22 protein-coding genes are annotated in these 23,906 nt (G+C 70.2%); 17 read left to right on the top strand and 5 right to left on the bottom strand.

From position 1 onward, the window contains the following. The first annotated feature begins 102 nt into the window (after positions 1–102). The 6 genes from tuf to LX14_RS12115 all read left to right on the top strand — a co-directional run bounded on the left by tuf (position 103) and on the right by LX14_RS12115 (position 7,003). Positions 103–1,293, top strand: a complete 1,191-nt coding sequence (gene tuf / locus LX14_RS12090) for an elongation factor Tu (protein ID WP_253647434.1) — start codon at positions 103–105, stop codon at positions 1,291–1,293. A 118-nt stretch (positions 1,294–1,411) separates the two neighbouring features. Next, positions 1,412–2,938, top strand: coding sequence for a carboxylesterase/lipase family protein (locus tag LX14_RS12095; protein ID WP_253647435.1), 1,527 nt, complete (start codon positions 1,412–1,414; stop codon positions 2,936–2,938). Between the two features lie 150 nt (positions 2,939–3,088). Next, the gene (locus tag LX14_RS12100; RefSeq protein WP_372505326.1) at positions 3,089–4,066 is read left to right on the top strand and encodes an o-succinylbenzoate synthase; all 978 of its coding nucleotides are present in this window, start codon (positions 3,089–3,091) and stop codon (positions 4,064–4,066) included. A 66-nt stretch (positions 4,067–4,132) separates the two neighbouring features. Beyond that, complete coding sequence (locus tag LX14_RS12105) at positions 4,133–5,470, top strand: cytochrome P450 (RefSeq protein WP_253647436.1); 1,338 nt, start codon at positions 4,133–4,135, stop codon at positions 5,468–5,470. Then, complete coding sequence (locus LX14_RS12110; RefSeq protein WP_253647437.1) at positions 5,467–6,051, top strand: TetR/AcrR family transcriptional regulator; 585 nt, start codon at positions 5,467–5,469, stop codon at positions 6,049–6,051. The genes LX14_RS12105 and LX14_RS12110 overlap by 4 nt, the downstream gene beginning before the upstream one ends. 73 nt (positions 6,052–6,124) lie before the next feature. Beyond that, on the top strand, positions 6,125–7,003 hold the full coding sequence (locus tag LX14_RS12115; protein ID WP_253647438.1) for an SDR family oxidoreductase: 879 nt from the start codon (positions 6,125–6,127) through the stop codon (positions 7,001–7,003). Positions 7,004–7,099: 96 nt separating this feature from the next. Here LX14_RS12115 and LX14_RS12120 read toward each other — a convergent pair whose 3' ends face one another. Further along, positions 7,100–7,507: a LuxR C-terminal-related transcriptional regulator gene (locus tag LX14_RS12120; RefSeq protein ID WP_253647439.1), complete on the bottom strand. Its 408-nt coding sequence runs from the start codon at positions 7,505–7,507 to the stop codon at positions 7,100–7,102. A gap of 191 nt (positions 7,508–7,698) precedes the next feature. Here LX14_RS12120 and LX14_RS12125 point away from each other — a divergent pair, with 191 nt between their 5' ends. The 6 genes from LX14_RS12125 to LX14_RS12150 all read left to right on the top strand — a co-directional run bounded on the left by LX14_RS12125 (position 7,699) and on the right by LX14_RS12150 (position 15,464). Then, entirely contained in the window at positions 7,699–11,547 is a 3,849-nt protein-coding gene (locus LX14_RS12125; protein ID WP_253647440.1) for an nSTAND1 domain-containing NTPase, read from the top strand. Between the two features lie 82 nt (positions 11,548–11,629). Then, positions 11,630–12,211: an Rv1363c family protein gene (locus LX14_RS12130; protein ID WP_253647441.1), complete on the top strand. Its 582-nt coding sequence runs from the start codon at positions 11,630–11,632 to the stop codon at positions 12,209–12,211. Continuing rightward, a complete protein-coding gene (locus LX14_RS12135) occupies positions 12,208–12,882 on the top strand; it encodes a hypothetical protein (protein WP_253647442.1) in 675 nt (224 codons plus the stop codon). Before LX14_RS12130 ends, LX14_RS12135 begins: the two co-directional genes overlap by 4 nt. Beyond that, positions 12,879–13,502: a hypothetical protein gene (locus LX14_RS12140; RefSeq protein WP_253647443.1), complete on the top strand. Its 624-nt coding sequence runs from the start codon at positions 12,879–12,881 to the stop codon at positions 13,500–13,502. The genes LX14_RS12135 and LX14_RS12140 overlap by 4 nt, the downstream gene beginning before the upstream one ends. After that, on the top strand, positions 13,499–14,173 hold the full coding sequence (locus LX14_RS12145) for a hypothetical protein (RefSeq protein ID WP_253647444.1): 675 nt from the start codon (positions 13,499–13,501) through the stop codon (positions 14,171–14,173). Before LX14_RS12140 ends, LX14_RS12145 begins: the two co-directional genes overlap by 4 nt. Before the next feature lie 73 nt (positions 14,174–14,246). Beyond that, positions 14,247–15,464 carry an NAD(P)/FAD-dependent oxidoreductase gene (locus tag LX14_RS12150; RefSeq protein ID WP_253647445.1) on the top strand — a complete coding sequence of 406 codons (1,218 nt, stop codon included), beginning with the start codon at positions 14,247–14,249 and terminating at the stop codon, positions 15,462–15,464. Between the two features lie 224 nt (positions 15,465–15,688). On the opposite strand, the gene LX14_RS12155 is transcribed toward LX14_RS12150, so the two are convergent. The 3 genes from LX14_RS12155 to mftR form a co-directional block, all read right to left on the bottom strand. Further along, the gene (locus LX14_RS12155; protein ID WP_372505380.1) at positions 15,689–16,948 is read right to left on the bottom strand and encodes a 13E12 repeat family protein; all 1,260 of its coding nucleotides are present in this window, start codon (positions 16,946–16,948) and stop codon (positions 15,689–15,691) included. 206 nt (positions 16,949–17,154) lie between these two features. Then, the gene (locus LX14_RS12160) at positions 17,155–18,210 is read right to left on the bottom strand and encodes a ferredoxin--NADP reductase (protein ID WP_253647447.1); all 1,056 of its coding nucleotides are present in this window, start codon (positions 18,208–18,210) and stop codon (positions 17,155–17,157) included. 73 nt (positions 18,211–18,283) lie between these two features. Beyond that, positions 18,284–18,856, bottom strand: a complete 573-nt coding sequence (mftR, locus tag LX14_RS12165) for a mycofactocin system transcriptional regulator MftR (protein ID WP_253647448.1) — start codon at positions 18,854–18,856, stop codon at positions 18,284–18,286. Positions 18,857–18,974: 118 nt separating this feature from the next. Between mftR and mftA the strand changes: the two genes are divergently transcribed. The 5 genes from mftA to LX14_RS12190 are packed head-to-tail and all read left to right on the top strand — an operon-like array spanning position 18,975 to position 22,667. After that, complete coding sequence (gene mftA / locus LX14_RS12170; protein ID WP_253647449.1) at positions 18,975–19,091, top strand: mycofactocin precursor MftA; 117 nt, start codon at positions 18,975–18,977, stop codon at positions 19,089–19,091. Further along, complete coding sequence (mftB, locus tag LX14_RS12175; protein ID WP_253647450.1) at positions 19,076–19,390, top strand: mycofactocin biosynthesis chaperone MftB; 315 nt, start codon at positions 19,076–19,078, stop codon at positions 19,388–19,390. The genes mftA and mftB overlap by 16 nt, the downstream gene beginning before the upstream one ends. Further along, entirely contained in the window at positions 19,390–20,622 is a 1,233-nt protein-coding gene (gene mftC, locus LX14_RS12180) for a mycofactocin radical SAM maturase (protein ID WP_372505327.1), read from the top strand. Before mftB ends, mftC begins: the two co-directional genes overlap by 1 nt. A gap of 27 nt (positions 20,623–20,649) precedes the next feature. After that, positions 20,650–21,846, top strand: coding sequence for a pre-mycofactocin synthase MftD (gene mftD / locus LX14_RS12185; RefSeq protein ID WP_253647451.1), 1,197 nt, complete (start codon positions 20,650–20,652; stop codon positions 21,844–21,846). Positions 21,847–21,851: 5 nt separating this feature from the next. Beyond that, complete coding sequence (locus LX14_RS12190; protein WP_253647999.1) at positions 21,852–22,667, top strand: mycofactocin-coupled SDR family oxidoreductase; 816 nt, start codon at positions 21,852–21,854, stop codon at positions 22,665–22,667. A 46-nt stretch (positions 22,668–22,713) separates the two neighbouring features. Here LX14_RS12190 and LX14_RS12195 read toward each other — a convergent pair whose 3' ends face one another. Continuing rightward, a complete protein-coding gene (locus LX14_RS12195) occupies positions 22,714–23,829 on the bottom strand; it encodes a CaiB/BaiF CoA transferase family protein (RefSeq protein ID WP_253647452.1) in 1,116 nt (371 codons plus the stop codon). Positions 23,830–23,906 lie beyond the last annotated feature (77 nt).

A 23,906-nucleotide genomic window follows, 5' to 3' on the forward strand; every position in this document is an offset into this window, starting at 1 on the left:
GGGGCGCGATCCCTCGCACCACGGCGACCAACGTAAGAGAGAAAATCCCAGTCCCTCACCGGGATCTCCCCGGTGTAGGCAACAGTCCAGGAGGACACACAAGTGGGCAAGGCGAAGTTCGAGCGGACCAAGCCGCACGTGAACATCGGCACCATCGGTCACGTCGACCACGGCAAGACCACGCTGACCGCGGCGATCACCAAGGTTCTGCACGACAAGTACCCGGACCTCAATGCCGCGTTCGCGTTCGACCAGATCGACAAGGCGCCGGAGGAGAAGGCTCGTGGTATCACGATCAACATCTCCCACGTCGAGTACCAGACCGAGAAGCGTCACTACGCGCACGTCGACGCACCCGGTCACGCGGACTACATCAAGAACATGATCACCGGTGCCGCCCAGATGGACGGCGCGATCCTGGTCGTGGCGGCCACCGACGGCCCGATGCCCCAGACGCGTGAGCACGTGCTGCTCGCCCGTCAGGTCGGCGTGCCGTACATCCTGGTCGCCCTGAACAAGGCCGACATGGTCGACGACGAGGAGATCATCGAGCTCGTCGAGATGGAGGTCCGCGAACTGCTGGCCGCCCAGGACTTCGACGAGGACGCGCCGGTCGTGAAGGTCTCGGCGCTCAAGGCGCTCGAGGGCGACGAGAAGTGGGGCGAGTCGATCGCCGAGCTGATGGCCGCTGTCGACGAGTCGGTGCCGGACCCGGTCCGTGAGACCGAGAAGCCGTTCCTCATGCCCGTCGAGGACGTCTTCACCATCACCGGTCGTGGCACCGTCGTCACCGGTCGTGTCGAGCGTGGCTCGGTCAACGTCAACGAGGACGTCGAGATCGTCGGCATCCGCGAGAAGTCGACCAAGACCACCGTCACCGGTATCGAGATGTTCCACAAGCTGCTCGACTCGGCAGAGGCGGGCGACAACGCCGGCCTGCTGCTGCGTGGCCTCAAGCGTGAGGACGTCGAGCGCGGCCAGGTCATCGTCAAGCCCGGCACCACGACCCCGCACACGGAGTTCGAGGGCCAGGCGTACATCCTGTCGAAGGACGAGGGTGGTCGTCACACCCCGTTCTTCAACAACTACCGTCCGCAGTTCTACTTCCGCACCACGGACGTGACCGGCGTCGTGACCCTCCCCGAGGGCACCGAGATGGTCATGCCGGGCGACAACACCGAGATGAGCGTCAAGCTCATCCAGCCGGTCGCCATGGACGAGGGCCTGCGCTTCGCGATCCGCGAGGGTGGCCGCACCGTCGGTGCCGGCCGCGTCACCAAGATCAACAAGTGATCTCAGCTCGTTGATCTGACTCGCGAGAGTCGTCCACGAACGCCCGATCCCCGTCAGGGGGTCGGGCGTTCGTCGTCTGGCAGGCCGGTCGGATCGCGGGCGTGGCACGCTGTGTGTCATGAGCGATGAGCACGATGGAGTGCGGGTCACGACGGCATCAGGTGCGGTACGCGGGCGACGGATCACGATGGGGGACACCTCGGTCCATGCGTTCCTGAACATCCCCTACGCGGCGCCGCTCGTCGGGTCGGCACGTTTCGAGGCACCGGCCGCCGCGCAGACGTGGGACGGGGATCGCGACGCGACCGCGCACGGACCCACGCCACCGCAGACCCCGTATGCGGCACCGTTCTCCGAACTGCTGCCCAGCGCGGTCGTCCCGGGCGACGAGTCGCTGAACCTGTCGGTGTGGACACCCGATCCGGGCGCCGCCGGCCTCCCGGTCATGGTGTGGATCCACGGCGGGGCGTTCGTACGCGGGGCCCACCGCATCCCCACCTACGACGGATCGGCGTTCGCGCGCGACGGCGTGGTGATGGTCGGGATCAACTACCGTCTCGGCGCGCTCGGCTTCCTCAGCCTCCCGGGCGCACCCGACAACCGGGGTCTGCTGGACCAGCTGGCGGCACTGCGCTGGGTGCAGGACAACATCACCGCGTTCGGAGGTGACCCGGACCGCGTCACGGTCTTCGGGGAGTCCGCCGGCGGCATGAGCATCGCGGCCCTCCTCGCGTCGCCGCTCTCGCCCGGGCTGTTCGCGCAGGCGATCATCCAGAGCGGCAACGCTGTCGCGGCGGCCGAGGTCGCCGACGCGCGTCTCGTCACCGCCGACTTCACGGAGCGGTTCAGCCTGCCGCCCACCGTCTCCGGGGTCGCGCAGCTCGACGACGAGACCCTTCTGCGGGCACAGGCAGAACAGGCCGTCGCGATGATGACCGACGGCAGCCCCGGCCGGTGGGGTCGCACCGTGGCGGCTCGTGGCCTGGGCCTGATGCCCCTGTTCCCGACGATCGACGGCACCGTTCTCGAGTCGCTGCCGATCGACGCGCTCACGGCCGGGGCGGGCTCCGGCGTCCCGGTGCTCGCCGGGACCACCCGGGACGAGTTCCGCTTCTTCCTCGTGCCCAGCGGTGTGGCCGGGATGATCACCGACGAGACGTTGCCTGCGGTGGCGCAGCGGTTCGGGATCGATCCGTCGGCCGTGGCCGTCTACGCGGCCATTCGTCCGGGTGCGACGCCCGGGGACGTGCTGTGCGCCGCCATCACCGACCATGCCTTCCGTGCCGGCACCGCCGACATCGTCGACGCGGTCGCGGCACGCGACGGTGGGTCGGCATGGCAGTACGAGTTCGCGTGGGCGACGGAGGTCCGGGACCTGCGATCGGCTCACGCGCTCGAACTGCCGTTCGTGTTCGACACCGTCGCCGCCACGTCGGCGATGACCGGTCCCAACCCGCCGACCGGTCTCGCTGACGACGTCCACGGCGCCTGGGTGCGCTTCGCGACGACGGGCGATCCCGGATGGGACCCGGTGCGCCCAGGCTCACCGCGTCCGGTGCGGACGTTCGGCGACCCCGACCTCGCCCCCGACGCCGTCGTCCACGACCCCCGCGCCGACGAACTGCCGCTCACCGGCGTCCGCTGATCCGATCCGTGGTGATCCTTCCCCGCTCAGCGGGAAGGATCCCTACGCCTGCGTGATCGCGACGCCCGCTGCTGAGGATCCGATGCAGTTCTTCCCGCTCAGCGGGAACAAGTGCGTCGGATCCCGCGTCATCTGTGCCACCGTGGTGCGGTGAGCCTGCCGAGCGTCGACGACATCCTCGCTACCGCCCGCGTCGTGGCCCTGCCGATGCGCGAACGGTTCCGGGGGATCACCGTGCGCGAGGTGATGGTGTTCCGGGGACCCGCGGGGTGGGGTGAGTTCGGTGCGTTCGGAGAATACGACGATCCCGAGGCGGCATGGTGGTTGGCGGCCGGCATCGAGGCCGCCTGGATCGGTCCGCCGACACCGCTGCGCGACAGCGTCGCGGTGAACGCGACGGTCCCCGCGGTACCCGCCGCCGACGTCCCCGACATCCTCGCCCGGTACCCGGGCGCGACCACGGCGAAGGTGAAGGTCGCCGAGCCCGGCGACACCCTCGACGACGAGATCGCGCGGGTGGAGGCCGTCCGCGCGACGATCCCGAACGTCCGTGTCGACGCGAACGGGAAATGGACGGTGCCGCAGGCGATCACCGCGTTGCATGCTCTCGGCGACCTGCAGTACGCAGAACAACCCTGCGCCACCGTCGAGGAACTCGCACAGGTGCGCGCTGCCGTCGACACGCCGATCGCCGCCGACGAGAGCATCCGCCGCGCCGAGGACCCCATGCGGGTGGTGCGCGCCGATGCTGCCGACGTCGCCGTCGTGAAGGTCGCCCCGCTCGGGGGTATGCGACGGGTCCTGTCGCTGGCGGCGGACATCCCGCTGGATCTGGTGGTGTCGAGTGCGCTGGACTCCGCGGTGGGCATGTCCGCCGGAATCGCCTGCGCCGCGGCGCTTCCGGACGGCTCCCTCGCCTGCGGGCTCGGTACCGGGACCATGTTCGTCCGCGACATCGCCGCCCCCTTCGTCCCCGACGACGGGCGGGTGACCCCACGGACGGTCGTCCCCGACGAGGACGCGCCCGCCGCCGACCCCACCCGAACCCGCTGGTGGGTGGACCGTCTCCGGCGGACACATGCGCTGCTCGCCGCCGGTCACCCGGCGTCGGAGTGGTCCCAGGTGTGATCTGGTAGACACTGAGGCCTCACAAAGATACGATTCCTCGTATCTGTTCCAATGGAGGTGCATGACATGACGGTCACAGCGTTCCGCGCTCCCGCCGAGAGCGGCCTGAAAGAGGTCCCGCTCCAGAAGAAGAACGGGGTCCTGGCCGTGCTGCAGATGCGGCACGACCCGTTCGGGTTCCAACGCAAGCGCCTGGCCGAGTACGGCAAGATCTCCGCGCTGAAGATGTTCGGCCGCGACTGGGTGGTCGCGTCCGGTCCGGAGGCGACCGAGCAGATCCTGATGAACAAGGACAAGGCGTTCGCCAACGGGCCGGCGTGGACCTTCCTGATCGGGCCGTTCTTCAACCGTGGCGTGATGCTGCTCGACTTCGACGAGCACCGCAGCCACCGGCTGATCCTGCAGCAGGGGTTCAACCCGGCGGTGCTGAAGAAGTACATGGCGTTGATGCAGCCGATGATCGCCCAGCGGATGCAGACCTTCCCGACCGGGAAGGTGGAGCTGTTCCACGAGTTCAAGGCGCTGACCCTCGACGTCGCCCTGGAGGTGTTCCTCGGGCTGGAACTGCCCAAGGCCGAGGCCGATCGGATCAACAAGGCGTTCCTGGAGACCGTGCAGGCCGGTGTCGCGGTGATCCGCAAGCCGATCCCGGGAACCCGCTGGGGCAAGGGGATCCGCTCCCGCAAGATCCTCGAGGACTTCTTCTACTCCCACATCCCCGCCAAGCGGGCGACGAAGACCGACGACCTGTTCTCCGTGCTGTGTCATGCCGAGAGCGAGGAGGGCAAGACGTTCTCCGACGAGGACATCGTCAACCACATGATCTTCGTGCTCATGGCCGCGCACGACACGTCGACCATCACGATGACCCAGATGTGCTACCGGATGGCGAAGTCGCCGGAGTGGCAGCGACGGGCGCGCGAGCAGTCGCAGGCGATGGACTCCGAACTGACCTACGACGATCTGGGCAAGCTCACCGAGCTCGACCTGATCCTCAAGGAGTCCCTGCGGATGTGCACCCCCGTGCCCGCCCACCCGCGCGCGGCGGTGAAGGACACCCAGATCCAGGGGTACTTCGTCCCCAAGGGCGCCTTCGTCTCGCTGACGGCCCTCCACGACCACTACGATCCCGAGATCTACAGCGACCCCTGGCGTTTCGACCCCGAGCGGTTCGCCCCGGGCCGCGCGGAGGACAAGAAGCACCGCATGGCGTGGCACCCGTTCGGCGGCGGCGTGCACAAGTGCATCGGCCTGTACTTCGGGCAGATGGAGATCAAGACGATCATGCATCAGCTGCTGCGCAACTACGAGTGGTCCGTCCCCGACGACTACACGCTGCCGATGAACTACAGCTCCCTGCCCATCCCCAAGGACGGTTTCCCCGTGACATTGCGCAAGCTGTGAGCCGCAAGCCCCGGAACACCGACGACCCGCAGGAGCAGGAGGACGCGATCCTCGCGGCCGCCGCGGCGGAGTTCACCGACGTCGGGGTGCGCAAGGCCTCCGTCGACGAGATCGCCCGACGGGCCGAGGTCTCGCGCAGCACGCTCTACCGTCGGTTCCCCAACAAGGAGTCGCTGCTCGTGGCGGTGGCCACGCGGCTCTACCGGGACGGGATGGCGCAGATGGAGCAGGCCATCGTCGGACTGACCCCGCCCGAGGCGATCGCCGAGGCGTTCGCGGTGGGTGCCCAGCTGATCCTCAAGGACCCGCTGATGCACCGCCTCGTCGTCGACGACCTCGAGATGAAGGGCATCACGTCGTCGTCGGTGACGTCGATGTTCATCGACGCGGTCACCGCGAGGACCGTGCGGACCCTCCGGGGTCTCGGTGCGACACGCCCGGACCCGGACCTCACCGACGCCGTCGAGATCATCGTGCGCCTCGTCATCTCCCAACTGGAGGTGCCGGGGTCGCAGGAGAAGCAGGAGCCGGAGTACGTGCGCTCCTTCGCGGCAAGACACCTGTCACCGATGGTCTGGTGACACCCCCGACGATCCCGGACGTGCCGGCTGTGCACGTCCCCCACCCTCGACCCATCAGAAGGACGACGACCCCATGACACCCTCCACCGGAATCCTCTCCCGCGCTCGCGCCCGCAAGGCCGACCGTCCCGACGTCCGCGGACTCACCATCGCCATCACCGGCGCAGCACGCGGCATCGGCCTCGAGACCGCGAAGACCCTGCGCGACGCCGGCGCCACCGTGGTCATCGGCGACATCGACGAGGAGGCCGTGGGCAAGGCCGCCGCCGACCTCGGTCACGAGGGCTTCGTCCTCGACGTCACCGACCCGGACTCCTTCGAGGCGTTCCTCGACGAGGTCGAGAAGGTCGCCGGTCCCATCGACGTCCTCATCAACAACGCCGGCATCATGCCGACCGGCCCGCTGCTGAACTACGACCTCAACGTCATCAAGCGCAACTTCGACATCGACCTGCTCGGCGTCGTCATCGGCACCCAGTGCGCGGCGAAGCGCATGATCGCACGCGGCGGTGGCCAGGTCGTCAACATCGGCTCGGTGGCCGGACGTCTTCCCGTCCCGGGTCTGACGATCTACAACGGCGCGAAGGCGGGCGTCATCGTCTTCTCGGAGGCGGCCGACGTCGAGCTGGCGCCGCAGGGTGTGCGCGTCAAGACGGTCAACCCCACCTTCACGCGCACGGCACTCATCTCCGGCATCGCGACGAACAAGTTCGTCCAGACGGTCGGCCCCGAGGACGTCGCCCGCGAGGTGCACAACAGCATCGTCGGCACCAAGACACACATCACCGTGCCGCGGTCGATGGCGTGGGTGCACGCCAACCCGGTCATGGCGCCCGGGCTGAAGCGGACGCTCGGGAAGTTGACCGGGATGAACCAGATGTTCCTCAGCTACGACGACGCCGCCCGCGCGGAGTACCTCAAGCGGGTGAACGGCAACCCCGTCGCCAAGTAGCCGACTGGGGACGACCCGACACACGACGAGACCCCGCCGGCGGATGCCGACGGGGTCTCGTCGTGTCAGGGTGCCGCGGCCGTCAGGGCCGCGGGGTCACCACTCGTCGAGGCGCGTGTAGCCGTCCTGGATGGCACGGGCGAAGAGGTTCGCCTTCGACCGTGCGGGGCGGCCCACGGCGGTGTACTTGGCGCGGATACGCGTCAGGTGGGTGTTCACCGTCGACGCCGTGATGTAGAGCGCTCCGGCGGCCTCGGCCTTCGACTCGGCGGCGAGCCAGGCCAGCAGCACCTCGACCTCACGGCGGGAGAGCGCTGGACGCTCGGGTGCGGTCGAGGCCCCGGCGGGGGCGGTCGGGGGTGCGGCCGGCGTCGGCCGGGCGACGGGCGCGGACGGGACCACGTGGAGCCCGCCGGCGCGACGCAACGCCGTCGCGCGGTGGGGCGCGATCACGGGCGGACGGGTCCGGGTCTGGGCAGCCGGGAAATGGGGGGCGACGGACATGGGTACGATTTCCTCCGGTTCGGTGACCTGTGCGGCGATCGATCGGGGCGCTGCACAGGTGTGCGATGTGGTCACTATGTCCCGACTCGGGTCGGTCTCTCCACCGGAGAGGCCCCTGTGGGGCAAGTCCATACACAGGTCCATACGTCGGACACCGTCCGGACGGGCATCTGCCCAGGTGAGGGGGATGTATGGGTCCGCGGTCCATCGAGACGCGTGACGACTTCGCACGCGCATTGACCGAGCTGAAGTCGGCCGCAGGGCTGTCGATCCGGGAGATCGCGGGCAAGGCCGACGCCATCGCGGCGACCGTCGGCGGCTGGTTCTCCGGGCAGCACGCACCCACGGCTGCCAACACCGACGTGCTGCGCCGGGTGCTGTCGGTGCTGGGTGTCGATCCGGCCGACCACCCCGACTGGATCGAGGCGGCCGCCCGGGCGCGACGTCAGGCACCCCGTCGCGGCGCGGGCCAGAAGCCTCCCTACCGCGGGTTCACGCCGTTCGAGGTGGACGACCACGCGCTCTTCTTCGGGCGCGCCGACGTCACCGATCTGGTCATCGAGACCGTGCTGGAGCAGTCCGAGCGCTCGACCGCCATCGTCACCGGGGTGGACCGCCTGCCGGTGGTCACCCTCGTCGGCCCCTCGGGGGCGGGGAAGTCCTCGGTGCTGCGGGCGGGGCTGTTGGCCCAGCTGGGCCGCGAGGGCCCGTTCGAGGAGTGGCGCTACGTCCTGCTCACCCCGGGCACCGATCCCGTCGCGGCGTTCTCCGCGGCCGTCGGCGACATGCCCGACGGCGACGGTCCCGTCCTCGTGGCCATCGACCAGTTCGAGGAGATGTACACCCTCAACGACGCCGACCAACGCCGACGGCTGATCACCGCCCTCGCCGAGTTCACCGCGTCCCGCGACGAGCTCACCATCGGGGTGCTCACCGTCCGCGCCGACTATTACGGCGTGCTCGCGGAGAACCCGCGGGCGGCCCGGGCGCTGCAGAACGCGACGGTGCTGGTGCCCGCCCTGGACCAGTCGCAGTTGCGGGAGGTGATCACCGCACCCGCGGCGGTCGCGGGTGTCGCCGTCTCCGACGACCTCGTCGACCTGCTCATCGCCGACCTGCGCCCCGGGGTGTCCGGCGCGGGCCTGGGCAGTGTCCTGCCGCTGCTGTCCCATGCGTTGCTGTCGACGTGGTCCCGCTCGAACAAGCGGGTGCTCACCGTCGCCGACTATGTCGCGACCGGTCGCATCCGCGGCGCCGTCGAGCAGACCGCCGAGCGCGTCTACGCCGAGCTCGACTACGCCGAGAAGATGGTGGCGCGCCGTCAGCTCCTCGCGATGACGAACGTCGACGAGGACAGCACCTCCCGGCGTCGCGCGCCGCTCGAGGAACTCGGGTTCCCCGGGCCGGCGCAGATGCCCGAGGAGAAGCGCGACGTCCGGCAGCGGCGGGCGGCGAGCGTCCTGGACCGGTTCGCCTCCGCCCGACTGGTGTCGGTGTCGGAGACGCACGCCGAGATCGCCCACGAGGCACTGCTGTCGGCGTGGCCCCGCCTGATGCGGTGGATCGACGAGGACCGCGACCAACTCCTGGTCGCCCGTCGTCTGCAGGCGGCGGTCGAGCTGTGGCAGGACGCCGACGAGGCGTCGGAGCTGCTGCCGCTGGGCGGACGGCTCGACCTGTTCACCGAGTACGCGCAGGCACCCGAGAACGCGGTGCGGATCACTTCCGATCAGCAGCGTTTCCTCGACCTGGCCGTCCACCGTCGCGACGTCGTGAGCAACCGTCGTCGGCGGCAGAGTCGTCGGATGCGGGCCATCACCGTCGCCGCGTCACTCCTCGCGGTCGTCGCGCTGGTCGCGGCCGTGCTGGCCGTGGTCGCGCGATCGGAGGCGGTGGAGCAGAAGGAGGCCGCCGAACAGAGCCGGCTGCAGGCCACCTCGGCACGTCTGGCCGTCGTCGCCGACGAGCAGCGGTCGCGCGATCCGGCGCTCGCGCAACAGCTCGCCCTCGTCGCCTACCGGTTGTCGCCGACGATCGAGGCGCGCTCGGCGATCCTCGACACGACCGCGGGGCCGGTGCCGGCCCGTCGATCTGTGCCCGCCGGTGGCGTGGCGATCGCGGTGTCCCCCCAGGGTTCGCTGGTCGCCGCGGCCTGCGCCGATCACCGGGTCCGTCTCTTCCGTCTCACGGCCGACGGCCTCTCGGACGCCGTCGCCACCGTCGGCGAGGCCGCCGAGGACGACCGCTACTACTCGACGAAGTTCTCCCCGGACGGCTCCACTCTCTGGGTGGGCGGCACGGACGGGCTCACCGCGTACGACGTCCGCGATCCCGTGACGCCGCGCAGGATCACCGACATCCCCCGCGTCGACGGCAGGATCACCGACCTGGCGGTCGACCCCTCGGGCACGACGATCGCGCTCGCCGTCGACGGTGCAGGGGTGCAGGTCTTCCGACGTGCCGCGACCGGTGCGTGGGCGCCTCTGGCCGTGCCCCCGCAGTTCGCCGGTGCGGGGACGATGGTCGCGTTCAGTCGGGACGGTCGCCTCCTCGCGAGCGCGAGCGTCCTGCAACGCGTCGACGTCAGTGAGATCGGCCCCGACGGACTCCGCCCCCTGTCGGCCATCGCACTGCCGGGATCGGTGAACGTCACCGCCGACGACGCCGACTTCTCCCCGAGGACGGGCGAACTCGCGTTGGCGCTCAAGACCCGCGACGTCAAGACCTACTCGATGGCGGACCCGGCACGACCGGTGCAGACCGCCGACTACACGGACTTCACGAGTTACGTCGGAGGTGTCGCCTACAGCGCCGACGGGACGCACCTCGTCGGGTCGAGCAGCGACGACACGGCCCGCGTCTACGACCTGGTGAACCGGACCCCGCCGCGCACCCTGCGCAGCGGTGCCGTCACATCCCAGGCGGCATTCGCCGGTGACCGGGTGGTGGTGTCCGCGGAGGACGGATCGGTCTCTGTGTGGCCGTCGCGCCAGCAGGCCGTGCAGGCCGGGCCCAAGAACACCTTCCAGTTCGCCTTCCGCGCCGACGGGTCACGGTTCGTCGTGAGCACATCCGATCCCGACGGAGCCGTGTCGCAGTGGCGGATCGACGACGGGGCCGGTCTGCAACGGGACGGCCCGCTGCTCTCGCCGCCGCCGGGGGAGACCTTCTCGGCGCTCGACATGACCACCGACGCGCGGATCGTGGGCGTCGGCACCGCGAGCGGTCAGCTCTACATGGCCGACGTGTCCGATCCCGCCCGCCCCGCTGTCATCTCACCTGCCGTGCCGATCACCCCCGGGGGGCTGATCGAGACCGTCGCGGTCAGCGGGGCCACCCGGGTCGCCATCGCCGGGTCGACCCTGTCGACTCAGCTCCCGGTCGTCGACATCAGCGATCCGCGGGCGCCCCGTCGGGTCGCCGCCATCGATCTCGGAGACGGGGCCGCGTGGGCGGCGATGTCGCCCGACGGACGTCGCGCGGTGGTCTCCACCGCGACCGGGTACGTACTGCTGATCGACCTGTCGACGCCGGCGCGGGCACGGGTCCTCAGCCGCACCAAACTGTTCGACACCGGTGCGCTCGCCGCCCGCTTCTCGCCCGACGGACGCCTGCTGGTGGTCAGCTCGGCGACGAAGCAGGTGGAGGTCCTCGATGTGTCCGACCCGTCGAGACCCCGTACCGTCGCCGACCTGTCGGGACCCACCGGCGCGGTCTACGGCGCCACCTTCTCGCGGGACGGTTCCCGGGTCGCCGCGGGCGGTGCGGACGGTCGACTCTGGATCTGGGATGTCCGGGATCGCCGCGTGCCTCGGCCGATCGCGCGGTTGCAGGCCTATCCGGGCCGCATCTACGACGTCGCCTTCGGTCCGGGTGACCGCACCGTCCTGGCGACCGGTGCAGCCGGTGTCGTGGGGTCGTGGAACACCGACGTCGACGGGGTGGTCCGCGGTGCGTGCGCGATGGACAGCGAGCCGATCACCCGTGACGAGTGGAGCCTCTACGTCCCCGGTATGGACTACCGGCCGCCCTGCTCCTAGGTCGGACCTGCCGAGCGCGGGGCGACCGGGCACCTAGCATGGTGCGGACCCGTCACCGGTGGCGGTCGGTACGGAGGTGAGTGTGGGTTCGGACGCGCGCGACGCCCGCCGTGCCCTGCGCGCCGCCCGCATCGAGTTGCGCACCGCGACGGCCGATCTCGACAGGCTCGAGGGTCGGCGCCCTCGGCGTTCCGTCCCGCGCTGGGCGGTGCTCGTCGTCGTCGTGGCGGTCGTGCTCGCCGCCGTCACGGCGGTGATGGTGCAGCGTCGCGTCAGCACGACGGTCTACCCCGACGCCGAGGTCATCGCCGCGACACGGGCCCTGATCACCCCCGTCCTCACCCCCGACGTCGCTGACCCCGACGCCGCCGGTCGCATCCTCGACGACGCCACCGGGTCGTTCCGCGACGAGTTCGCCCAGTCCGGCGGCGCCTACCGTGCGCTCGTCGCCCGGTTGGGAACCCGGACCACCGGCACGGTCGACGGCGTCGCGATCGCCGACCGCAGGGGGGACGCCGCGAGCGTGCTGGTGACCGCGGTGCTGGTCACGAGCCGCACCGACGCGGCTCCACAGACCACCGATCCCCGACGGCTGCGTCTGATGGTGGCGGTCGCCCCCGACGGGGGACGGCTGAAGCTCGCCGACGTGGAGCTTGTGCCGTGAGCGTGGTCCGCAGGGCCGTCACGCTCTGGGTCGACGTGCTCGGCGTGACGGTGTCCGCGGTGCTGGTGGCCGCGATGGCCGGGGTGGTCGGGACGCCCGCGTGGTGGGTGTCGCTGACGGTGACCACGGTCGTGATCGCGGTGGCCACGGTGATCGTGGCCCGCGCCGCGTGGCCGGGGACCGCGGATCGTCGCCGCGGAGCCGGAACCGCGGCCCTCGACGGCGACCGTGTCGCGGTGATCCTCGCGCTCGTCGTGTGTGCGGGCCTGCTCGCCGCCGGCGTCGGGTTCGTCGCGGTCGCGGCGGACGCCCGCGCCGACGCCCGGGCGCGCGTCGATGCTCGAACGGAGGTGGCGCAGACGGGTGCGGCGATGGTGTGCCGCGTCATCGAGCGGGGGACACCTGCGCGACAGGCCGCCGCGGAGGCGTCCGCCACCGGCGACCTCGCCGATCGGCTGCGGACGGGCGCAACCGTTCTCGGGACCGATGTGTCCTCCGCGACCTGCCGCCCGGTGCAGACCGCGCTCACCTCGTCGTCGACCGATGCGGCCGAGGTGCTCGTACTCGTCGACGTGACCGCCGACGGCGACACCGTCGGACAGGCGGTGGCCGCCGGGCTCCGGCGGGTCGACGGTCGATGGCGCGTCGCCTCCCTGCAGGTGCTCCGATGACCGACGACCCCACGCCCGAGGTGCCGGCATCGCGCCGTCTCACCGTCGCCCGCGAGCGGGTGAGGGACGCCCAGGCCGCGGTCGACGCCGCGCGCGCGGCCCTGGAGGACGCGAACCCCGGCGACGGGACTCGCGGGAGACGGTGGGGTCGGACCGTCGTGGCGACGAGCGTGCTGGCTCTCGTCGTCGCCGTCGCGGCGGCGCTGGTCGGGGTGATCCTGATCCCCGACAGCGGGAGCGGTGACGACACGGGCTCCGTGGTCGCCGCGTCGACCGCGGCCGTCACGACGGTCCTCACCGCGGATCCCGCACACCCCGACCGCTACCTCGCCGCGGCCCGCGACGTCAGCGGCGGCGAGTTCCGTCGTCGCATCGACGCCGCAGCCCCCGCGATCACCGCAGCCGTCGCCGGTCTGTCCTCCGCGGGGTCCGGGCAGGTCGTCGCCGCGGGCGTGGTGGGGTCGGCGCCGGCGTCCGGCCCCGCCGACGTCCTCGTCGTCGCCGAGGCGACCGCGCCCGAGCTGGTCGGTGGTTCGTCGGGCGATCGCCGGATCGTGCTGTCGGTGACCATGATCCGACGTGGCGACCGGTGGGTCATCGGGCAGGTGACCCCGCGATGAGAACGGTCCGTGCGGTGCTCGCCGCCCTTTCCATCACCGGCGTCGTCGTCGGCGGGTGGCTCCTCGGGTGGCCCGGTTGGGTGATCCCGCCCGCGGTCGTCGTGGTCCTCCTCGTCGCGGGACTGGCGGCGTGGCCGAGAACCCCTGTCGCGTCACGCTCCGGGCACACGCGCACCGACGTCGCCCTCGGGGTCGTCGCGGTGGTGGTCGTCGGCATGACGTGCCTCGCCGCGGCGATCGCCCCGCGGGGGAGCACCGGCCCGGGAGCAGGGCCCGCGTCACTGCGAGACCGGGCGTCGTCGGCGACATCGGCGTATCTCACCGTCGCGCCCGGCGCCTCCGCGTCCGATGCCGTCGCAGCCCGGTTGCGAACGCTCGCACCCCTGCTCACGGGACGCGCGCTGGCCGACCTCCGCAGTCAGGGGCCGGACTCCGCCCTCCCGGGTGCGACCGCCACCGGGTCCTCGCAGGAGGTCTCGGTGCAGTCGGTCGGACTCGCCACACTGCGTGGCGACAGCGCGCGGATGATGCTGTTCGCCACGGTGCGCGTCACGGTCCCGACGGCGACGCCACCGGCCTCGACAGCGTCGATCGCCCGGTGGGTGGTGATGCGTAGAGTCGACGGCACATGGCGACTCGCCGACATCTACCCGGTGGGCCCGGGCGGGTGACCGCGAGACGCGCCGGAGATGGACCGTGCCCGGTCCACGTACGACGACGAGGGGTGTGGCCGTGGGTGCTGGCGTGGTGATCGTGGGAGCGGGTCTCGGTGGTGTGCGACTCGCCGAGAACCTCCGGCAGGCGGGATATCCCGACGCCGTGACGCTGATCGGCAAGGAGCCCCACGTCCCCTACGACCGTCCGCCGCTGTCGAAGGCGGTGCTGCGGGGTGAGCGCGGCCCCGTCGAACTGAAGCCGCGCGACTGGTACGACGAGAACCACATCGCGCTCCTGCTCGACACCGAGGTGACCGGCGTCGATCTCGAAGGCCGGTCGGTGTCGGTGGGTTCGGGCGAGACCATCGCGTTCGAGACGTTGGTCCTCGCAACCGGACTCGACCCGCGGTTCCTCCCCGACGATGTGCTCGACGGGCAGGACGCCGACTCCGTCGCGGACCTGCGCGGGGTGCACGTGGTGCGCACCGCCGACGACGTGTCGGCGCTGCGCGCAGATCTCACCGACGGCGCCCGCGCCGTGGTCGTCGGTGCCGGGTTCATCGGATGCGAGACCGCGGCGAGCCTCTCCACCCTCGGCGCTGCGGTCACCATCGTGGAGCCCGCGCCCTCGGTGCTCAACGCCGCGCTCGGCGCGACCATCGGTGCGCGCGTGGAGAAGCTGCACACCGACCGCGGGGTCACCGTGCGCACCGGTGTCGGGGTGTCGGGTCTCACCGTGTCCGACGGGGCGGTCTCCGGGGTCGTCCTCGACGGGGGAGAGACGCTCGACGCCGACCTCGTCGTGATCGGCATCGGATCCATTCCGACGACCGCCCTGGCCGAGTCGCTGGGGTTGACCCTGGCCGACCGGTCCGTGGGGGGCGGGATCTCCTGTGACGCGCGGGGTCTCACCTCGGCGCCGGGGGTGTACGCCCTGGGCGACGTCGCCAACTGGGCCGACGAGGCGGGTGAGTTCGGGCGTCGTGTCGAGCACTGGAACCACACCGTGGAACAGGCCAAGATCCTGGCCGATGTCATCGCCGGCACCGAGAAGGCGGCCACCGCGCCCGTCGTGCACTACTTCTGGACCGACCAGTTCGACGTCAAGATCCAGTGTCTGGGAACGCCGTCCGCCGACGACGAGGTGCACGTCGTCGACGAGGACGGCGACAAGTTCCTCGCCTACTTCAGCCGTGACGGGAAGCTGACCGGTGTCGTCGGTGGGGGTCGCGCGGGCGCGGTCATGAAGATGCGACCGACCGTCGCGCAGGCGCCGCCCATCGCGGATCTGCTCGACCGGAGCTGAGCCGAGTTCACGCCGCGGCCCTTCCCGGCGCGGCGGGCGCGCGGGATCGGTGGCGGTGCCCGGTGGGTGTGGTGATGAGGGCGTTGTGCGTCGTGACGGATGACGAGTCGGCTCACGAAGCGAACACCGCAGCGTCAGCTGTTGTCCCGACCTGACGCCCATCGGCCCAGTGCTTGCTCGGGCTCGGGGACATGCGGGCGATCAAGACCGCGGCATGTATCCGGTCACGCCGCCGCCTCACCCACGTCCCGTTCGGTTGGGCTTGTGTTGCCGTCTGTTGCGACCGCGGGCGCGCGGGATCGGTGTTCGTGGCCGGTGGGTGTGCGAATCAGCGCTTCATGGGCGCCGTCGTCGCCGATGCAGGTGGTGACTTGCCACCCGGCGGCTTCTTTCTGCCGGTTGTGGGTGCGGCACTCGCCCATCCCGTTACGGCTGTCGGTCTGTCCGCCGGTGTGGTGGGGGTGAGCGTGGTCGATTTCGGCGATCGGGGCGTCGCAGTACGGGATCCGGCAGGAGATGTCGCGGCGGGTGATGAACCGGCGCAGACCGTTGGGGAAGATCCGGGCGCGGGATTCCATGGCCACCAGGGCCCCGCTGTCGGGGGTGGCGAACAGTCGCCGCAGCGTCACCAGGGCGTCCGCATCCAGGGCGTCGGCGATGATGCCGCGGGCGGTGTCAGCAGGCACGGGTCCGTAGCCCGCGACCTCTGCAGCGGCGTCGGCGCTCCCGACGAGTACGTCCGCCGACACGATGACGTCGACCGCGACGGCCACATCCTCAGCCCTGGCTTTGCCGGTGAGGCGTTCGAGCAGGGTGTCGGCCATGACCTGGGCGTGGGTGCGGTCACCGTCTCCGACCAGGCCGTCGGCGTGCTGCTTGAGCGCGGCGTAGGCGGCGATGCCTGCGGTCATCGGGAGCAGCGCCGACAGCTGCACCATGGCGTCGGGTTTCGGGCGCATCGACACCCGGCGGTCCTTGGGGGCGGATGCGTTGCGGTCGACCACAGCCTGCGGGTCACGCTGATAGGCGATCTGCTTGGCCAGTGCTTCCAGCGCGCGGTCCCCGATGCCGTCGAGGGTGGTCGGGTCTGCGCACAGCGCAGCATCCACTGCCGCGCGGTCCTCTAGCTGGAGGTAGGCGGTCTCGCGGACCAGGATCGTCGCCCGCCATTCCGACAACACTCCCTCGCGCAGCCGTGCGAAGGTGTTCGGCATCTCGCCCATCGCCCGCGCGAACCCCAGATGCCGGCCACCGGCGTTACCCGAGACCCGACGCGCAAGAGCCACCTCCGCCGACAACCCCCGACACCGTCGTTCCAGCGGAACACCGCGTTCGACTTCAGCCGCCGACCGTAACTCCTGCAGCCGCAGCGTCTGATCCGCCTGCACCGCAGCGCAAGTGGCCTTCACCGACTCGGCGAGCGAGATGAGGTCGATCGCTTCCACCTCGTCGCCCGCGGCCGGTAGATCGGCGAGCACAGCCATCACATCACGCAGCGCCTGCCGCGCGTCGATACCGTTGTGCTCCATACGGACATGTGTACACGAGGGGTCCGACAAGCCCGTCAGGCGAGAAGCGCTGTGCCACAACCGCCCAACGAACGGTTACTACCGCCCAACGAACGGTTCCTGGTGCCCAACAGACGGATCGGGCCGCCCGGCCGCGACTGTCCGCGACGGGGAGCGCCGCCCTAGAACTCGATCGTGAGGGCGTCGGAGGTGGGACGCGCCTGACAACCGAGGATGTAGCCGTCGTCGATGTCCTCCTGGTCGAGGGCGCCGACGTTGTCCATCTGCACGGTCCCGTCGACGACGGTGCATGCGCAGGAACCGCATTCGCCCTCGCGGCACGAGTAGGGCACGTCGAGACCGGCGGCGAGCATGATGTCGACGAGCGTCTTCGAACGCGGCCAGGAGAGCTCGTGCACGGTCCCGTCGAGTTCGACCGAGACGGTCGCCGCGTCGGCGGTCTCCTCGTCGGTCGGTGCCTCGAGGTCGGGGTCGTCGAAGGGGTCACCGGACAGTGACGTAAACACCTCGGCGTGTACGTGGTCGTGGGGGAAGCCCGCCGCGGAGAGCGCTGTGTGGACCGCGTCCATGAACGGAGCCGGGCCGCACATGAACGCGCTGTGGCCCGAGAACGGCGCGACGAGGGCGCTCAATGCGTCCGCGGTCGGCAGTCCCTGTACGGACTCGAGCCAGTGGATGACGGTCAGACGACGGGCGTGGGCGGCCGCGAGGGTCCGCAGCTCCGCCGCGAAGATGACGTCGTTCTCGCCACGGTTGGCGTAGACCACGACGATCGGTGCGGTGCCCTTCTCCAGGGCGGCCTTGAGGATCGACATGATCGGTGTGATCCCGCTGCCGGCCGCGAGCAGGAGCAGCGGACTGTCCAGGTCGTGGGGGGTGAACACGCCCGACGGCGGCAGCACCTCGATCTCGGAGCCCGCGGTGACTTTGTCACACAACCAGTTCGAGCCGTAGCCCTCGGCGGTTCGCTTCACCGTGACCTTGGGTCGCGGGTCGCTGAACGGCGACGAGGAGAGGGAGTAGCACCGTGCGACGGAACCGGTGCGGTCACTCGGGATCCGGACGGTCAGGAACTGGCCCGGCCGGTACTCGCCGAAGCGGGAGGCGATCTCCTCCGGCACGTCGAACACGATGGACCGCGCGTCGGCGGTCTCCTCGATCACCTCGGCGACGGTGAGCACGGCGCTGCGCGTGCTGTGCGGCGTCAGGGTCGTCATCGGTCACCCTCTCGAAACGAGAACACGTTCTAGTTTTGGCCACGCTACCCGGTGGTGACGCGCTCGCGCCAGGTCACAGCCCCCGGTCGAGGATACGGCTGCCCGCGGTGAGCAGGCCCTCGAGGTCGGAGTCATCGTCCTCGAGCCACTGCTCGTAGGCGGCCAGGGCGACACCGAGGAGCAGCCACGCGATGGTCTGCGGACGGTGGTCACCGGCACGCCCGCCCGTCACCTGCGCCACGTAGTCGGCGATCACGCGACGCCACCCCGCGTACATCAGCATCGAGTGCGCCTGCAGCGCCGGCACGGTCAGGAGGAGGGCCATCCGCCGTCGGTGCGCCGGGATGTCCCGCGGCTCGACGTGGTTGAAGGCGACGAGCGACGATCGCAGTGCTTCCGCGAGGCCCACCGTCGGCGGCAGTCCGGACAGGTGTTCGCGCATGCGGTCGAGGTGCGTGTCGAACTCGCCCCAGACGATGGCGTTCTTCGACGGGTAGTAGCGGAACAGCGTCCGACGGGCGATCCCGGCCGCCGTCGCGATGTCGTCGACGCTGGTCTCCTCGAAGCCCCGCTCGATGAACATGTCGATGGCGACGGTGCTGATGTGTGCCCGGGTGGTGCTGGGACGCCGTCCGGGGGTCGACATCGATCAGGCCCCTCCCGCGTCCATTCCTAGAACATGTTCTCGTTTGCCCTGGCGTTGTGGCACCGGGTGCAACTATAGTCCGAGGTGACCCAGCTCACCCCAGAACACGGAGGCTCCCATGGCCGACACCGACCGCACCGCAGCGACCGAGACCGACATCGCCTCGGGACCCGACCTCGTGACGGAGAGCCTCGTCGAAGAGGTCTCCATCGACGGCATGTGCGGCGTCTACTGACCGTGGTCGACGTCGACGTGTTCGATCCCGCTGCGGCCTGGGAGCTCGACCCGCGTGTCGCGGTACGGCCGGAACCGTTCGGGGCACTGCTCTACCACTTCGGCACGCGCAAGCTGTCGTTCCTGAAGAACACGACGGTCGTCGAGATCGTGCGGACGCTCGGTGACCATCACAGTGCGGGGGACGCGATCGCGGCCAGCGTCGCCGAGCCCGACGCCCGGGCGCCCTACGTGCACGCCCTGTCCACGCTCGCCGGCTCGGCGATGATCCGCCGCGTCGCATCCAGTCCGGAGTCCTGATGACGTCCATGCTCACCGCGCCGACCTCTTCTGCGCCGACGCCCTCTGCGCCGACACCGGTGCCCCGCCTCGTCGACCAGTTCGAGCGGGGGTTGGACGCCCCGATCTGTCTGACGTGGGAGCTGACGTACGCGTGCAACCTGGCGTGTGTGCACTGCCTGTCGTCGTCGGGCAAGCGGGACCCCCGGGAGCTGTCGACGGAACAGTGCACGGCGATCATCGACGAGCTGCAGCGGATGCAGGTGTTCTACGTCAACATCGGTGGCGGGGAACCCACGGTGCGATCGGACTTCTGGGAACTCGTCGACTACGCCACCGCCCATCAGGTGGGGGTGAAGTTCTCCACCAACGGGTTACGCATCACCCCCGAGGTCGCTGAGCGTCTGGCGGCCTCGGACTACGTGGACGTACAGATCTCCCTGGACGGTGCGACCGCGGAGGTCAACGACGCGGTCCGCGGTGCCGGCTCGTTCGACATGGCGGTACGTGCCCTGCAGAACCTGGCCGACGCGGGGTTCCGCGACGCGAAGATCTCGGTGGTCGTGACCCGGCACAACGTCGACCAGCTCGACGAGTTCACGGATCTCGCCGACCGTTTCGGCGCGACGTTGCGGATCACGCGGTTGCGTCCGTCGGGTCGGGGTGCGGATGTCTGGGACGACCTGCATCCGCTGCCCGAACAGCAACGTGCCCTGTACGACTGGCTGGTTGCCCGTGGTGACGGAGTGTTGACCGGGGATTCGTTCTTCCACCTGTCGGCGTTCGGTGACGGCGGTGCCGGGTCGGCGCTGCCGGGGTTGAACCTGTGCGGCGCGGGACGGGTGGTGTGTCTGATCGATCCGGTGGGCGATGTCTACGCATGCCCGTTCGCGATTCACGAGAACTTCCTCGCCGGAAACGTGCTGTCCGACGGGGGTTTTCGGACCGTGTGGCAGCAGTCGGAGTTGTTCCGGGAACTGCGGGAGCCGCAGAGTGCCGGGGCGTGCGCGTCGTGCAACCACTACGACTCGTGCCGCGGCGGATGCATGGCGGCGAAGTTCTTCACCGGGCTCCCGCTCGACGGCCCGGACCCGGAATGTGTTCAGGGATACGGGGAGTCGCTGCTCGCCGGCGAGCGAACCGCGCCCACCGCGAACAAGGACCACTCCCGCGGCGTACCCCTCACCTTGATGACCCGACCCCCGTCGCGGGACTGCGATGAGAACCCCCTCGCCGGGTTCGCACCCGCCTGACCCTCTCCACGAAAGTAGTCGCTCGTCATGGTCAACCCCTGGTTCGAAACCGTTCTCGAGGCACAGCGACGTGCCCAGAAACGGTTGCCCAAGTCGGTGTACTCCGCGCTCGTCGCGGGCAGCGAGAAGGGCATCACCCTCGCCGACAACGTGGAGGCGTTCTCGGAGATCGGTTTCGCGCCCCACGTCGTCGGCGCCCACGCCGACCGTGAACTGTCGACGACCATCATGGGCCAGGAGATCGCGCTCCCGGTGATCATCTCCCCGACCGGGGTGCAGGCGGTCGACAAGGACGGTGAGGTCGCCGTCGCGCGGGCATCCGCCGCCCGTGGCACCGCGATGGGGCTGTCCAGCTTCGCCTCCAAGCCGGTCGAGGAGGTCGCGGCGCAGAACCCGAAGACGTTCTTCCAGATCTATTGGCTCAACTCGCGGGAGGAGATCCTGGCTCGCGCGGAGCGCGCCCGGGCGGCCGGGGCCAAGGGGCTCATCGTCACCACCGACTGGTCGTTCTCCATGGGCCGCGACTGGGGCAGCCCCGCGATCCCCGAGAAGGTGGATCTCAAGGCGCTGGTGAAGTTGGCGCCGGAGATCGCGATGCGCCCGCGGTACGCGTGGTCGTGGTTCAACAGGGGCAAGCCCATCGTCCCCGATCTGACCGCCCCCAACCTCGCCGAGCCGGGCCAGATCGGACCCACGTTCTTCGGGGCGTACGGCCAGTGGATGCAGACCGCGCCGCCGAGCTGGGAAGACCTGCAGTGGCTGCGGGAGCAGTGGGACGGGCCGTTCATGGTCAAGGGCATCACCCGCCTCGACGACGCCAAACGTGCCCGTGACATCGGCGCCACCGCCCTGTCGGTGTCGAACCACGGCGGCAACAACCTCGACGGCACCCCGGCGACCATCCGCATGCTCGGGCCCATCGCCGACGCCGTCGGCAACGACATGCAGGTCCTGCTCGACGGCGGTGTCCGCCGCGGCAGCGACGTCGTCAAAGCACTCGCCCTGGGCGCCGATGCGGTCATGATCGGCCGCGCCTACCTCTGGGGCCTGGCCGCCAACGGCCAGGCCGGCGTCGAGAACGTCCTCGACATCCTCCGCGGCGGCATCGACTCCGCCCTGATGGGGCTGGGACGCAAGAGCATCCACGAACTCACCCGCGACGACCTCATCATCCCCGACGGGTTCGAGAAGCGGTTCGGCGAGACTACAGACGAGGATCGGTGAGCACGATGACAGGACGTTTCGACGGTGCCGTCGTCTACATCACCGGCATCGCACGCGGGCAGGGTCGCAACCACGCGGTGCGGTTCGCGCAGGAGGGCGCGGCGGTCATCGGCATGGACATCGCCGGACCGATCGCGGATCACACCACCTACCCCGCCGCCACACCCGAGGACCTCGACGAGACCATCCGGCTCGTGGAGGAGGCGGGTGGGTCGATCCTCGCCCGGCAGGGCGACACCCGCGATCTCGAGTTCCAGGAACGCCTCGTCGCCGACGGTGTCGAGCGGTTCGGCCGCCTCGACCACGTCATCGCCAACGCGGGCGTCCTCACGTGGGGTCGCATCTGGGAGCTCACCCCCGAGCAGTTCGACGACGTCATGGCCGTCAACGTCCGGGGCACCTGGAACACGTTGCGCGTCACCATCCCCGTGATGATCGAGCACGGCATCCGCGGCAGCATCACCGTCGTCAGCTCGAGCGCGGGCCTCAAGGCGATGCCGTTCCAGGCGTCCTACAGCGCGTCGAAGTTCGCGATCCGGGGGATGGCGCAGTCGGCGGCGAAGGAGCTGGGGGAGCAGGGGATCCGCGTCAACACCATCCACCCCTACGCGGTGAACACACCCATGGCGTTCGAGGACACGAAGGCCTCGGAGGTGTTCGCGATGGAACGGTTCATGCCCAACTTCGTGCCCATCCTCGACAAGCCGTTCTTCTCGACGTGCGACGAGGTCACCGACATGGTGATGTTCCTCTGCTCGGACTCGGCGAAGACCATCACCGCGTCGGAGTTCTCCATGGACCAGGGGTCGGTCAAGGTCTGACCGACCCCCCGGAACCCGAAGGCCCCCGGCCCGAACGGCCGCGGTGTCAGTCAGTCCAGACCGTCGCGGCGTCTTGCGCTGTGCGCACCGGCGGTGTCGGCGCGGCGGGGACGGTGCGCGAGAAGCGCGGCGCGACCGAGGCCTGGGTCACCCCGTCGATCTCGGTGATGCTGGCGCGCGCCGACAGGTGGGGATGGTCGGGGGCCTCGGTGAAGTCGAGGACCGGTGTCGTGCACGCGTCGGTCCCGTCGAAGACGGCAGCCCACTCGTCACGGGTCCTCTGCGCGAAGGTCTCGGTGAACCGTTCGCGCAGTTCGGACCAGCGGGCCATGTCGTTCTGGTCGGGCAGGTCGGTGTCGGCCAGCCCCAGACCGTGGAGCAGCTGCGCGTAGAACTGCGGCTCGATCGCACCGACGGCCATGTATCGCCCGTCGGAGGTCTCGTAGACCTCGTAGTAGGGGGCGCCGGTGTCGAGGAGGTTGACGCCGCGACGGTCCTGCCAGAGCCCCGTCCCGCGGAACGCCCACATCATCTGGCCGAGCACCGAGGCACCGTCGACCATGGCGGCGTCGACGACCTGTCCGTGACCGGAGATCCCACGCTCGACGAGGGCGGCGAGCACCCCGACGACCAGGAACATCGACCCGCCACCGAAGTCGCCCACGAGGTTCAGCGGCGGGACAGGGCGCTCGTCGGCACGGCCGATCGCGTGCAGCATGCCGGTCAGCGAGATGTAGTTGATGTCGTGGCCGGCGCGGTCGGCCATCGGCCCCTCCTGCCCCCACCCCGTCATCCGTCCGTACACGAGACGTGGGTTGCGGCCGAGCAATTCGTCGGGACCCAGGCCCAGACGTTCCATCACCCCGGGGCGGAAGCCCTCCACGAGGACGTCGGCGCGATTCACCAGGCCCAGCACCTTCTCGCGGTCCTCGGCCGACTTCAGATCGGCCTCGACCACGGCCGTCCGGCCGCGCAGCAGCTGGTCGGCCGTGCTGCCCTCGCCCGGCAGCGACCCGGCGCGCTGGACCCGCACCACATCGGCGCCGAGATCGGCGAGGAGCATGGCGGCGTGCGGGCCCGGCCCGATGCCCGCGAACTCGAGGACGCGGACGCCGGAGAGGGGCCCCGTCCGCCCGTTCGTCGACTCTGTACTGGTGCTCATGGGCCACCTCGTCATCGCTGTCGGACCTACAGACCGAGCACTCGCTCGCCTCGCGCGTTAGCATGCCACGCGGTGCA

It is taken from the genome of Williamsia deligens, assembly GCF_024171765.1.
GTDB classification, from domain to species: Bacteria; Actinomycetota; Actinomycetes; order Mycobacteriales; family Mycobacteriaceae; genus Williamsia_A; species Williamsia_A deligens.

What these genes read in the sequence shown, in the direction of transcription:
- LX14_RS12095 (WP_253647435.1), top strand. Translation starts at nt 1,412, where the DNA reads ATGAGCGATGAGCACGATGGAGTGCGGGTCACGACGGCATCAGGTGCG.
- LX14_RS12105 (WP_253647436.1), top strand. Translation starts at nt 4,133, where the DNA reads ATGACGGTCACAGCGTTCCGCGCTCCCGCCGAGAGCGGCCTGAAAGAG.
- LX14_RS12115 (WP_253647438.1), top strand. Translation starts at nt 6,125, where the DNA reads ATGACACCCTCCACCGGAATCCTCTCCCGCGCTCGCGCCCGCAAGGCC.
- LX14_RS12120 (WP_253647439.1), bottom strand. Translation starts at nt 7,507, where the DNA reads ATGTCCGTCGCCCCCCATTTCCCGGCTGCCCAGACCCGGACCCGTCCG.
- LX14_RS12125 (WP_253647440.1), top strand. Translation starts at nt 7,699, where the DNA reads ATGGGTCCGCGGTCCATCGAGACGCGTGACGACTTCGCACGCGCATTG.
- LX14_RS12140 (WP_253647443.1), top strand. Translation starts at nt 12,879, where the DNA reads ATGACCGACGACCCCACGCCCGAGGTGCCGGCATCGCGCCGTCTCACC.
- LX14_RS12145 (WP_253647444.1), top strand. Translation starts at nt 13,499, where the DNA reads ATGAGAACGGTCCGTGCGGTGCTCGCCGCCCTTTCCATCACCGGCGTC.
- LX14_RS12155 (WP_372505380.1), bottom strand. Translation starts at nt 16,948, where the DNA reads ATGGCTGTGCTCGCCGATCTACCGGCCGCGGGCGACGAGGTGGAAGCG.
- LX14_RS12160 (WP_253647447.1), bottom strand. Translation starts at nt 18,210, where the DNA reads ATGACGACCCTGACGCCGCACAGCACGCGCAGCGCCGTGCTCACCGTC.
- mftR (WP_253647448.1), bottom strand. Translation starts at nt 18,856, where the DNA reads ATGTCGACCCCCGGACGGCGTCCCAGCACCACCCGGGCACACATCAGC.
- mftA (WP_253647449.1), top strand. Translation starts at nt 18,975, where the DNA reads ATGGCCGACACCGACCGCACCGCAGCGACCGAGACCGACATCGCCTCG.
- mftC (WP_372505327.1), top strand. Translation starts at nt 19,390, where the DNA reads ATGACGTCCATGCTCACCGCGCCGACCTCTTCTGCGCCGACGCCCTCT.
- mftD (WP_253647451.1), top strand. Translation starts at nt 20,650, where the DNA reads ATGGTCAACCCCTGGTTCGAAACCGTTCTCGAGGCACAGCGACGTGCC.
- LX14_RS12190 (WP_253647999.1), top strand. Translation starts at nt 21,852, where the DNA reads ATGACAGGACGTTTCGACGGTGCCGTCGTCTACATCACCGGCATCGCA.
- LX14_RS12195 (WP_253647452.1), bottom strand. Translation starts at nt 23,829, where the DNA reads ATGAGCACCAGTACAGAGTCGACGAACGGGCGGACGGGGCCCCTCTCC.